General features: G+C 63.0%; 10 protein-coding genes and 1 pseudogene. 9 read left to right on the plus strand and 2 right to left on the minus strand.

What is annotated here, in order from left to right; genetic code table 11:
• Positions 1–5: 5 nt before the first annotated feature.
• From glmM to folP, 6 genes and pseudogenes are all read left to right on the plus strand, one after another.
• Positions 6–1,346 carry a phosphoglucosamine mutase gene (gene glmM, locus V8192_RS14395; protein WP_341633792.1) on the plus strand — a complete coding sequence of 447 codons (1,341 nt, stop codon included), beginning with the start codon at positions 6–8 and terminating at the stop codon, positions 1,344–1,346.
• A gap of 85 nt (positions 1,347–1,431) precedes the next feature.
• A complete protein-coding gene (gene thiD / locus V8192_RS14400) occupies positions 1,432–2,610 on the plus strand; it encodes a bifunctional hydroxymethylpyrimidine kinase/phosphomethylpyrimidine kinase (RefSeq protein ID WP_341633793.1) in 1,179 nt (392 codons plus the stop codon).
• Between the two features lie 61 nt (positions 2,611–2,671).
• Positions 2,672–3,253: pseudogene (gene rnhB / locus V8192_RS14405) on the plus strand (ribonuclease HII); the annotation flags it as partial.
• Between the two features lie 243 nt (positions 3,254–3,496).
• Positions 3,497–4,633 (plus strand): site-specific DNA-methyltransferase, encoded by a 1,137-nt coding sequence (locus V8192_RS14410; RefSeq protein WP_341633794.1) that lies wholly within the window; start codon positions 3,497–3,499, stop codon positions 4,631–4,633.
• Positions 4,634–4,671: 38 nt separating this feature from the next.
• Positions 4,672–5,586 (plus strand): C13 family peptidase, encoded by a 915-nt coding sequence (locus V8192_RS14415; RefSeq protein WP_341633795.1) that lies wholly within the window; start codon positions 4,672–4,674, stop codon positions 5,584–5,586.
• A 32-nt stretch (positions 5,587–5,618) separates the two neighbouring features.
• The gene (gene folP / locus V8192_RS14420) at positions 5,619–6,659 is read left to right on the plus strand and encodes a dihydropteroate synthase (RefSeq protein WP_341633796.1); all 1,041 of its coding nucleotides are present in this window, start codon (positions 5,619–5,621) and stop codon (positions 6,657–6,659) included.
• On the opposite strand, the gene V8192_RS14425 is transcribed toward folP, so the two are convergent.
• Positions 6,656–8,092 carry a sigma-54-dependent transcriptional regulator gene (locus V8192_RS14425; RefSeq protein WP_341633797.1) on the minus strand — a complete coding sequence of 479 codons (1,437 nt, stop codon included), beginning with the start codon at positions 8,090–8,092 and terminating at the stop codon, positions 6,656–6,658. The two genes, folP and V8192_RS14425, sit on opposite strands and share 4 nt — an antisense overlap.
• A gap of 148 nt (positions 8,093–8,240) precedes the next feature.
• Between V8192_RS14425 and V8192_RS14430 the strand changes: the two genes are divergently transcribed.
• Genes V8192_RS14430 through V8192_RS14440 form a run of 3 tightly spaced genes read left to right on the plus strand, consistent with a single transcriptional unit; the run spans position 8,241 to position 10,643 of the window.
• The gene (locus V8192_RS14430; RefSeq protein ID WP_341633798.1) at positions 8,241–8,390 is read left to right on the plus strand and encodes a hypothetical protein; all 150 of its coding nucleotides are present in this window, start codon (positions 8,241–8,243) and stop codon (positions 8,388–8,390) included.
• Positions 8,391–8,394: 4 nt separating this feature from the next.
• Entirely contained in the window at positions 8,395–9,519 is a 1,125-nt protein-coding gene (locus V8192_RS14435) for an NAD(P) transhydrogenase subunit alpha (protein ID WP_341633799.1), read from the plus strand.
• 5 nt (positions 9,520–9,524) lie between these two features.
• Entirely contained in the window at positions 9,525–10,643 is a 1,119-nt protein-coding gene (locus tag V8192_RS14440) for an NAD(P)/FAD-dependent oxidoreductase (RefSeq protein WP_341633800.1), read from the plus strand.
• Here V8192_RS14440 and V8192_RS14445 read toward each other — a convergent pair.
• Positions 10,608–11,090, minus strand: coding sequence for a YbaK/EbsC family protein (locus V8192_RS14445; RefSeq protein ID WP_341633801.1), 483 nt, complete (start codon positions 11,088–11,090; stop codon positions 10,608–10,610). The genes V8192_RS14440 and V8192_RS14445 overlap by 36 nt on opposite strands.
• Between the last annotated feature and the right edge of the window lie 809 nt (positions 11,091–11,899).

Here is an 11,899-nt window from a genome sequence, read left to right on the forward strand (position 1 = left end):
CCGTGATGACACGCAAATTCTTCGGCACCGACGGCATCCGCGGCACGACCAACCTTGAACCGATGACGGCCGAGACTGCGCTTCGCGTCGGCCAGGCGGCAGGCGCACACTTTCTGCGCGGGGACCACCGTCACCGGGTCGTGATCGGCAAGGATACGCGGCTTTCCGGCTACATGATGGAATCAGCGATGGTCGCGGGCTTCACCAGTGTCGGCATGGATGTCGTGCTGCTCGGCCCGATGCCGACGCCTGCAGTCGCGATGCTGACCCGGTCAATGCGCGCAGACATCGGCGTGATGATCTCGGCCTCCCACAATCCGTTCGCCGACAATGGAATCAAGCTGTTTGGCCCTGACGGCTACAAGCTGAGCGACGAGGACGAACGGGCGATCGAACGGCGCCTGGAAAAGGAACCGAGGCTTGCCAAGTCGGAAATGATCGGACGCGCGCGCCGGATCGACGATGCGCGCGGACGCTATATCCACTTTGCAAAATCGACCTTTCCAGAGCACCTGCGGCTTGACGGTCTCAAGGTCGTTCTCGATTGCGCCAACGGCGCCGCATATCATGTCGCCCCCGAAGCGCTGTGGGAGCTTGGAGCGGAAGTCATTCCTCTTGGCGTTTCGCCTGATGGTCTCAACATCAACGACCGTTGCGGCTCGACACACCCCGAACTGCTGCAGGAGACGGTGCTCGCGAGCGGTGCCGATATCGGCCTTGCACTGGACGGGGATGCCGACCGGCTGATCGTGGTCGACGAGAAAGGACGCATCGTTGACGGCGACCAGCTGATGGCCCTCATTGCGCTTGGTCTCCAGGCGCGCGGCGAGCTCAAGGGCGATGCGGTGGTCGCGACTGTCATGTCAAATCTCGGACTGGAGCGGAAACTGGGCGAAGCGGGCCTGACGCTTTTGAGAACCAAGGTCGGTGATCGCTACGTACTCGAGGAGATGCGCCTGCGCGGCTGCAACGTCGGCGGCGAACAGTCGGGGCATATCATCCTTGCCGACCACGCGACGACGGGAGACGGGCTGGTTGCTGCTCTCCAGGTCCTTGCCTCGCTGGTCGAGCATGAGGCGCCGGCAAGCGAACTCCTGAACCAGTTCGAGCCGCTGCCGCAGCTTCTCAAGAATGTTCGTTTCAGTGGCGGCAGCGAGCCGCTCGAAACGGACAGAGTGAGAAGCCGTATCGCGGCAGCCGAGGCGGAGCTTGAGGGAAGAGGGCGGCTCGTCATCCGAAAGTCCGGTACTGAACCGCTTATCCGGGTCATGGCGGAAGGCGACGACCCCGCGCTGGTTGAGCGCGTTGTCGAGGATATCTGCGAGGCTGTCCGGACCGCGGCGTGAACCCTTTCTTTGGAATTCTCAGCCTAACCACGATACCGTGCACATGGAAAACTTCGCCCCAGGGCGGGGGTCGAAGGCGGGTAGCGTGACGCCGACGGCTCGGATCCTGATCATCGCCGGCTCTGATTCGGGCGGCGGCGCAGGCATTCAGGCCGACATAAAGACCGTAACCATGCTGGGCGGTCACCCGATGACGGCGATCAGCGCAATCACTGCGCAGAACACGACCGGGGTCAGCGCCATCCACCCGGTCCCCGCCGAAATGATTCTCGCCCAAATCGAAGCGGTTGTCGGCGATATCGGAGTTGACGCGGTAAAGATCGGAATGATCGGCGGCGCCTTTGCTGCCGAGCAGGTCGCAAAACGCCTCGACCGTCTCAAGGCCGAGCAGCCCGGGATCCCGATCGTCTTTGATCCGGTGATGGTCGCTTCCAGCGGATCCGCCCTGGCGGATGATGCAACGATCGCCGCGTTCGGCCGGCTGATGGACGTTGCGACCATCACTACGCCCAACCTTCCCGAGCTGAAGCGGCTTACGCTGGAAGAGGATCCGGTAACGGCAGCGCTTCATCTGGTAGGCGCGCACGGCTGCGCAGTGCTCATCAAGGGTGGCCACGACGAAGGGGATGCACTCGCAGACGCCCTCATCGAAGAAGACAATATGACAAGCTGGCAGGGCCAGCGGATCGACACCACTAGCACCCACGGGACAGGCTGTACGCTTGCAAGCGCCATCGCATTCTTCCTTGCCCGCGGCGCGAGCCTTGCTGACGCCGTTGCGCGAGCGCGCGAATTCGTCCGCCTCGCGCTTCACGACGCGCCAGGCCTCGGCGAGGGGACTGGTCCCCTGGGACATGCGCGGGTTAGGCTCGATGTCGGAGACGGCCCGCGACTGAACCAGGTGACGGTGACCGGTACCAACTACGAGCGTTCAGTCGATTTTTATCGACGTCTTGGCCTCATGCAGATCGTGGACAGTCCGGACACCGGCTATGCGCGCTTCGAGACCTACGGCGGCGTGACCTTCTCGGTTCAGATCGACCCTGAAGAGAAGATCATCGCCACGACTGCCATCTATTTCGAGTGCGACGATCTCGACCAGCGGGTGGAACAGCTTGCCCGCAGTGGAATTACGTTCGAGCACGGACCCAGAAACCAGCCCTGGATGTGGCGCGAGGCGCGCCTTCGCGATCCCGACGGCAATATCATCTTCTTCTACAAGGCCGGGGAATCGCGGCGTTTCCCGCCCTGGCGCATGGACTGATCCACAAAAATTTGGAGGCACCCACTGGCGACTCGGCTGGCGGCTCCATAGGCTTGCCCCGATGCCGCGGCGCTGCTCCTTCAAGCTCGAGCTCGATTTTCCCCAGCCTCTCGCCGGTGTCGACGAGGCCGGTTGTGCGCCGCTTGCGGGTCCCGTGGTGGCGGCAGCCTGTATCCTCGATCGTGATCGATTTCCCCGCGGTATCGACGACAGCAAGAACCTGCCGCTTGAAAGGCGCGAAGCCATCTATGCAAAGCTGGTCAAATGTTCAGCTTGGGGCGTTGGCATCGCGAGCGTCGAGGAAATCGACCAGATCAACATCTACTGGGCCCGAATGCTCGCGATGACGCGCGCGGTCGAGGCTCTGGGCCTCGAGCCCGCCTGGGTGCTCGTCGACGGCAATGCCTGCCCCAAGTGGCAGCGCCCCTCGAAGGCCATTGTCGAGGGCGACGCCAAGTGCCGCTCGATCGCTGCCGCCTCGATCATCGCCAAGGTGACGCGCGACCGCATCATGGCCGATTTCGCAAAGGAATATCCCGGCTACGGCTGGGAGACGAACCGCGGTTATGGGACGCCGGCCCATTGGCGGGCGCTTCACGCGCTGGGACCGACCCCGCTGCACCGCCGGAGCTTCCCAACCGTGCGTGCGGCAATCGAAAAGGACTCCCGTCCGGAGTTGGACTTCGAAATTCATGAAGGCGAGTCCTTCGAGTCACACCCACAAGCGCTTGAGTCTCGACCCCTTCAGCCGACTCAACATGTTGTGGAACAGGCCCGCCCCGCCGCCTGAGCCAGTGGGTGCCACAAAGGGTCGTTAACGCTTGATTCCTTGACCGCGAGTCCGCCGTGACTCACGTTCGCCGCTCACCAGGGGGCAGACGGTCATATGAATCTCATCGCCCGCATCGCGGAGCAGCCCGGGAGCTATCGCGGAGCCAAAACGGTCGAACGCGAGCTTCCGCTCGACAAGATCCTGCAAGGCGACTGCATCGAAAAGATGGCGCGCCTGCCCGACAGATCGATCGACATGATCTTCGCCGATCCGCCTTACAATCTACAGCTTGGGGGCGATCTCTTTCGTCCCGAGGGCGGACGCGTCGCCGCGGTCGACGACGAGTGGGACAAGTTCGAGAGCCTCGCCGCCTATGACAATTTCACCCGGGACTGGCTTGAGCAGGCCCGCCGCATCCTCAAGGACGACGGCACGATCTGGGTGATCGGGAGCTATCACAACATCTATCGCGTGGGCGCATTGCTTCAGGACGCTGACTTCTGGATCCTCAACGACATCGTCTGGCGCAAGACGAACCCGATGCCCAATTTCAGGGGGACGCGATTCACTAATGCGCATGAGACGCTCATCTGGTGCGCGAAGGACGAGAAGTCGGGATACACCTTCAATTATCGCGCGATGAAGGCATTGAACGACGACCTCCAGATGCGATCCGACTGGCTCTTGCCGATTTGCTCGGGGGGTGAACGGGTCAAGGGTGCCGACGGTGCAAAGGCGCATCCGACGCAAAAACCCGAGGCCCTGCTCTATCGGATCCTGCTCGCCTGCACGAAGCCCGGAGACGTCGTTCTCGATCCCTTTTTCGGGACGGGAACGACGGGTGCGGTCGCTCGGCGTCTCGGCCGCCGCTGGATCGGGATCGAGCGAGAGACCGCTTATGTGAAGGTCGCGCAGGAGCGCATCAATTCGACCCTGCCGCTCGATGAAAGCGCGATGCTGACGGTCACTGACAAGCGCGATCAGCCGCGCGTCGCGTTCGGAGTGCTCGTGGAGAACGGGATGGTTCCTCCAGGTACGACGCTGACCGATGCAAAGCGCCGTTGGTCGGCAACGGTCCGCGCGGACGGGTCGATTGCATGCGAGGGCCACTCGGGCTCCATCCACAAGGTCGGCGCGGCTCTTCAGAATGCACCATCGTGTAATGGCTGGACCTTCTGGCATGTCTCGCAGGCTCGCGTCCTCACCCTTCTCGACGCAGTTCGTCAGCAGCACCTGTCAGCGCTTGCTTAGCGCTTGCGCAGCCCCGGGCAGCAGATGATTGTAGATGCGTGGAGCCTCGATTGTCGCGACTTGCTGTTGAGCCATTGATCGGTGCGGCGTTCCTGCTGTCAGCCGCCTCGGCGGCGCTTGCGCAGCAGGCCGAATATGCGGCGCTTCCCGAGGCTCCCGCTCAGCAGCTTGCCGAACACAGAAGGATCGATTCTGCCCTTGCAGCCCTGAAACCGCAGCGGCCTGGCGTTGTCGATGCCTATGTCGTTGTAGTCGCGCTCGACGGTGATCCGGTCTTTTCGCGTGAGGCGAGGGAAGCAGGGCGGGTCCTTGCGAGCCGTTTCGATGCCACCGGTCACACCATCGTGCTCGCTAACGATGAGGGTGCAAGCAAGGCAGACGCCCCCGGCTCGCCTCACACGCTTGAACTTGCGCTCGCGCGCGTCGCCGAGCTCATGGACAGGGACGAGGACGTGCTCGTGCTCTACAGCACAAGCCACGGCGAGCCCGGCATGGGCCTCGTCTACAAAGACCTTCAACGTGGCGGCGGCTTGATTTCGCCCGCCCGTCTTGCCGAAGTCCTAAGGTCACTCGGGATCAAGAATCGCCTGCTCATCCTCCAGGCTTGTTTCTCGGGGCAGTTCATCCCGCAACTCAGGGATTCAAGCAGCATCGTCGTTACCGCGGCCGCGGCCGATCGTTCGTCATTCGGCTGCAAGGCCGGCAATGATTGGACCTTTTTTGGGGATGCATTGATCAATCACGCTTTTCGCCAGCCCTTACCGCTGGATACTCAGCTAAGAAGGGCAATGATATTGATTGGCGCTGCCGAAGACCGGGACCAGCTGGAACCCTCAAATCCGCAGGTGAGCGTCGGCTCAGGCATAGCGAGGTGGCTGAACCCGCTGGAGGAACGCGAGCCCCAATCAACTTCTGAACCGGTTGGCCAATCGCCGCTGGGCCTTGGCAAATAGCCTTGCGCACGCTTCTTCGCCCGACCGCCTTCGTGGACAGTCCCTTTGGTCATGACGGGAAGGTCGCGCGCCTCGCAGGTGGCATGAACTGGTTCGCAATGGTCGAGCTCATTCATGTCGAGGGGCATCGGCGCACCGGCACCGAACTCGTTCCGGTAGAGGGCATCGAAGCGCGGTTCGATGACGGAATGGCTGAACAGTGGCGCCTGCTCACCAGCCTGCGTGCGCCGCTTAAGCTTGGCCAGCGGACCGTACCGCTCGACCAGCCGCAGGTGATGGCTATCGTTAACGCCACTCCCGACAGTTTTTCCGACGGCGGCCAGTTTCGTGATTCTTCTGCTGCAGCGGAGGCCGGAGCTCAAATGGCCGCCGAGGGCGCCGCAATCATCGACGTGGGAGGCGAATCCACGAGGCCCGGAGCGCGCTCGATCTGGGAAGGTGACGAAATCGACCGCGTGGTGCCCGTCATCCGTCAGCTCTCAGCCGGGGGTGCGGCCGTTTCGGTGGATACGCGCAAGGCTGACGTCATGACGTCAGCAGTCCAGGCCGGCGCACGAATGATCAATGACGTGTCGGCGCTCACCTACGATAGCCGTTCGAGGGAAGTTGCCGCGGGCCTGAACGTCCCCGTTGTCCTGATGCATCACCGCGGCGATCCCGAGGTGATGCAGGAAGATCCGCGATATGATGATCTGCTCGTCGAAATCTATGTCTGGCTCGAGGAGCGCATCGAGGCCGCAGTCGACGCAGGCGTTGCACCCGAACGGATCCTCGTCGACCCGGGTTTCGGTTTCGGGAAGAACGTCGCGCACAATCTTGAGTTGATGAACGGCCTTGCGCTTTTTCATTCGCTTGGTTGTCCGCTCGTCGTCGGCGCAAGCCGGAAGCGGACGATCGGTGCTCTTTCGGGCGAGGCGCCGGTGGACAAGAGGCTCGCGGGAAGCATCGCCTTTGCCGTGAAGGCCGCGGAGCAGGGGGTGCAGATCATCCGCGTGCACGACGTCTTCGAGACGTTGCAGGCGCTTCGCATATGGCGCGGAATGCGCGACCAGGCACTGACCCCGCGCCTCTAGGCGGCGGTGTCGATCCCAAGCTCTCCGAGTTTGCGGTAGAGGGTCGAACGACCGATTCCGAGCCGGCGCGCGACTTCTGTCATACGGCCCCGGTAGTGACCGATGGCGAGGCGGATGATGTCCGCTTCGATTTCCTCGAGCGAGCGCAGGTGGCCATCCGTCCGGTAGAGCGTGACGCCGGGCGCGTCGGCGATGACCTCTTCGCTCCGAGCTTCGCTGATCGTGGGCCCGAAGTCGGTGCGCCGGGCAGTATAACGTGACTGGATCGCGATATGCGGGAAATGCTGCGCGGTGAGCGAACTCTCCTCGCATTGCAATGCAGCCCTGAACAGCACTCCAGCGAGCTGGCGCACGTTACCCGGCCAGCCGTAGCGCATCAGCACCGCAAGCGCGTCATTGCCGATCGACAGGGGTTTGAGACTGGTCTGGTCGGCGAGCCGCTGAAGCAAATGGCGAGCGAGCGAGGGAATGTCGGCGCTGCGTTCACGAAGGGGCGGCAGGTTCACCGTTGTTGCGGCGATCCGCTCGGCGAGACCGCGATGGAAATTTTCCGGGAGCGGCCGGCTGCTCGTGGCGATGATGCGAACGTCGACCGAATAGCTTCCGTTGAGGCCCACAGGTCGCACCTCACCCGTCGCAAGCACGCGATCGAGCAGTTCCTGCGTCTCTTCGGAAAGGCAGCCTACCTCGTCCAGGACGAGGGTGCCGCCGTCGGATTGGACGAGCTTTCCCGTCTTGGCGGTAAAGGCCCCCGGGAAAGCGCCTTTTTCATGCCCGAACAATTCGCTGTCGATGATGTTTGCGGCGACCGCCTTGCAATCGAGCTCGATGAGAGGACCCTTTGCCCTGAGGCTCGCGCTGTGAATTGCGCGCGCAACAGTCTCCTTGCCGGTTCCAGGTTCACCCACGATCAAGACCGGAAGACGGTTGCGCGCCGACTTGGCAGCAACTGCAAGCGCCGCCCGAAATTCCGGAGCCGCGCCGATCAATTGCTCGAGAGCCAGCGGTGGCGCGAGCTTTTCAGAAACAGGGGCAAGCTCTCCGGCGGCGCGGCGGCGATCTGCATTTGCCGCCAGCGCTTCGAGGAGGCGCTCAGGCGCGACGGGCCGGACAAGGAAGTCCGAGGCGCCGGCGCGCATTGCCTCGACCGCAACCGAGACGGTATCGCCATGGGAGAGAACGATGACGGGCAGGTTCGCACGGTCCTCGCGAAGCGCGGCAATCAGCTGGGGTCCGCGCTCGGCATCCCAGCTTCCGAGCAACACGGCGAGCACCTCGCGGCCGTGCGGGCCTTGGAGGAGGGCCGCGGCCATTTCCTCGTCAGCGGCACCAACGACGCTCCATCCGGCACGGCCAGCGATCGCCGAGATGAGCCGACGCTCCTCGGGATTTGAGTCAAGCAGTAACAGCGAACGTGTGGGTTCTTCACGCATGGATGGATGGCCTTCCGAAGCGCCATCCTAGGTGAGGAGGGGTAAAGGTCGCCTTAACTGCCTGATGCCTGAGGTTCAGGGGCTTGGGCGATGCCCACTGCCTTGTTATGGACGCTTCCACGCACCGTTCCGCGAAGGGGAAAATTGAATGGCCGAAGAAGAGCCCATCCTGGTGAGCCCGCCTACACAGGACGTCGCCGTGCATGTGGCCGACTACACGCGCTTCACGCGATTGCTGAAATATGGGGCTATCGCCTGCCTCATCGTCGGCTTCATCGTGCTCCTGATCCTGAAATAAGCTCATGAAGATCGCGGTCCTGAAGGAGGCGGCCGACACGCGCTGTGCGGCCATTCCGGAGACCGTCAAGAAATTTACGTCTCTAGGAGCCGAAGTCGCGGTGGAAGCCGCGGCAGGCGAAGGCGCCGCGGTCGGCGACGGCGACTTCGAGGCCGCCGGAGCGAAGATCGGGTCCCGCCTCGAGACGCTCCGGGGCGCCGGGATCATCCTGGCGGTCAATGGGCCCGACCCCAATTCGCTGAAAGGAGCGGAGGCGGGCGCGCTCCTGGTTGCTGCGCTAGACCCCTTGCGTCGGCGCGAAGCGATCGAGGCCTATGCCGCGGCTAATCTTGAGGCGATGGCGATGGAATGGATGCCCCGAATTACGCGGGCGCAGTCCATGGACATATTGTCGTCGCAGTCGAACCTTGCCGGCTACAAGGCCGTCGTCGAGGCGGCCGCCACTTATGGACGCGCCTTCCCGATGATGATGACTGCAGCGGGGACAGTCAGTCCGGCCAAGGTGTTCATCATGGGCGTCGGCGTTGCCGGGCTCCAGGCGATCGCAACTGCCCGGCGACTTGGAGCCCAGGTGAGTGCAACCGACGTCCGCTCGGCGACGAGGGAGCAGATACAATCGCTCGGTGCCAAGCCCATCTTCGTCGAGAATGTCGCCGGGATCGAGGGTGAGGGCGCGGGCGGCTACGCTACCGAGATGTCCGAAGAATATCAGAAAGCGCAGGCCGAGCTCGTCTCCGGTCACCTCGCCAAGCAGGACATCGTGATCACCACTGCTCTCATTCCGGGCCGGCCTGCGCCGCGCCTCATCAGCGACGAGCAGGTTGCGTCGATGCGGCGCGGCAGCGTGATCGTCGATCTTGCCGCCGACGCCGGCGGAAATGTCGAGGGAACCATCAGCGGCGAGCGGAGCGAGAGACACGGCGTCATCATCATCGGCGCTTCGAACCTCGCGCGAAGCCTTGCTGCCGACGCGTCGGCACTGTTCTCTCGCAATCTCTACAACTTCCTTTCGGCGTTCTGGGACGCGGAACAGCGCCGGCCAGCGCTTCCCGATGACGATGAGATCGTCAAGGCTATCCGCCTGACCAAGGACGGCAAGGTCGTAAACGAACGTCTCAACGCCGCCTGAGTCCAATGAACAGCACTGATATTATCGTCATTGGCGGCGGGATCGCCGGCCTTTCGGCCGCGGCGGAGCTCTCGACACACGCACGGGTGAGCGTCCTCGAGGCCGAGGAGCAGATCGGCTATCATTCCTCCGGGCGGAGCGCGACGATGGTCCATTACGCGCTCGGCGACCGCCTGGTGCGGGCCCTGACCCTCGCCAGCCGACCATTCTTCGAAAATCCTCCTGCCGATTTCATCGGTCCGCTTGGCCATCGCATGCCGGTCTTGGTCCACGGGCGCGAGGACGAACGCGAAGAGCTTGATGCGCTCGAGGCCGAGATCCGGCCCTTTGCGAAGATCGAGCGGCTCGACCGGCACGGGGTGCACGAACTTTGTCCCCTTCTGAAGGACGATGCCGTCCACGCGATCGCTGACCGCAACGGCATCCGCCTCGACCCTCATGCGCTTCTTCAAGGCAATCTCAAGCAACTGAAGGGCAATCGCGGCACGCTCGAGACCGGCCAGCGCGCAGGCAAGATCGCCCGCTCGAACGGCTGCTGGACGGTTACGAGCGAAAAAGGCGACACTTATCGTGCGCCCATCCTCGTGAACGCCGCCGGTTCCTGGGCCGACCACGTGGCCCGCCTTGCCGGCGCCCGCACGATCGCAATCGAACCCAAGCGCCGAACGATCATCACCTTCGATGCACCCTCCGGCATCCGGCTCGACGGGCTGCCGTTCGCCAAGACGATCGGCGACGAACTCTACTTTGCGCCGGAAAGCGGACGCCTCTTCGCGTCGCCCATGGACGAGGTGCCGAGCGAAGCGTGCGACGCCCAGCCCGACGAATATGAAGTGGCGCTCGCAGCGTTCCGGATGGAGGAACGCACCATCGTCAAGGTCGATCGTATCCACAGCCGCTGGGCTGGCCTTCGATCGTTCACGCGGGACAAGCATCCCGCCGTCGGCTTCGCGCCCGATCAGGAGGGTTTTTTCTGGCTTGCCGGTCAGGGCGGATTTGGCCTCCAGACGTCACCGGCAATGGCTTCGATCGCTTCATCCCTCATCACCGGGGCGCCCTGGCCCGTCCCTGAGGTCACTCCGGCGGAGCTAGACGTCGCCCGTCTGTTCGGACAATCGGCATAGGTCGACCCACCGGTCGGCAACCAGCTCGAAAAGCCGCTCGGTCTGGACCTTGACCGACGTGTTGAGCGAGCCGCCTGCCGGATAAACTACGTCGAAGGCCTTCAGCGAAACATCGAGATAGACGGGCAGGGGGTTCTTCAGTCCAAAGGGACAGACGCCGCCTACCGGATGGCCGGTCAGGTCCAGTGTCTCATCAGGGCCGAGCATCCGGGGTCTTGCCCCCAGCTCGTCCTTGCACTTGCGATTATCGAGGCGGGCATTGCCGCGCGTCACCAGAAGGAAGAGGTGATCACCGGCGCGAACCGCGAGGGTCTTGGCGATGCGGCCTGATTCCACACCGAGGGCCTTTGCCGCGGTGTCGACCGTTGCGGTGCTATCCGCGACTTCGATCAGCGGAAGGTCGCGCGCATTGGCTGCAAGCCAGCTGCGGACGGATTCGAGGGTCATGCGTCCGCCAGGTGGACTATGATCCTCGCGTTCGGGCGTGTTTCTTCGGCGAGGTTTTGCGTAGGCGTCAGAACGTTGATCGTGGTGCTCATCTGGCGAAGCATGGCGCGGCCTAACGCGGGTGGATCCCCGAAGCCAGCCGTCGTGCGCTTCAGGCTCGTTTCGCCCGAGCAAAAAAAAGCGCCCGCTTGGGACGGGCGCTTTCTCTTTTCGATCTGGCTTGCAGATCGGCTGGTTTCAGCCGCCGCTTCCGCCTGAATCCCACCCGCTGCCAAGGATCCAGCTCCAGAAATCCCGACCGGTCTTAACCCTCTTCATATTCCCTTACCCCGCTAGTGCACTGCGACTCGGCAGTAGGGGACGTTAACCTTAATCATTATGGTGATCAAATGAGTAACCATGTGGTTCGCTTCACCTTGAATTCACTCGGAAAATCCATGATTCATAATGGTTTAGAGTATATCTGTTTCGGATCATGGTCACCGACGCAGTGCTCTGGGAGCGGGACCGCCAGGGGAGCGGAGCTCGTTCTTCCCGGCAGGCGATCCGGGGCCAGCCGCGTTCGAGACGAGCGCGCAACAGCAAAAGCGCCCGCCTTGCGGCGAGCGCTTGCTATTCATTCAAGCTCCGGCCTGACCAGCGGTCAGGCGAGGCGGTTCAGCCGCCGCTTCCGCCCGAATCCCAGCCGCAACCAAGGATCCAGCTCCAGAAACCGCGGCCAGTTTTGACCTTCTTCATTTCAGTTACCCCGTTGTTCGACTGCGATTCGGCAGCTCCGGGGATATTAACCTTAATCGTTATGGTTAGCA

Origin of the sequence: Sphingomonas agri, assembly GCF_038148795.1 — a bacterium.
Lineage (GTDB): Bacteria > Pseudomonadota > Alphaproteobacteria > Sphingomonadales > Sphingomonadaceae > Sphingomicrobium > Sphingomicrobium agri.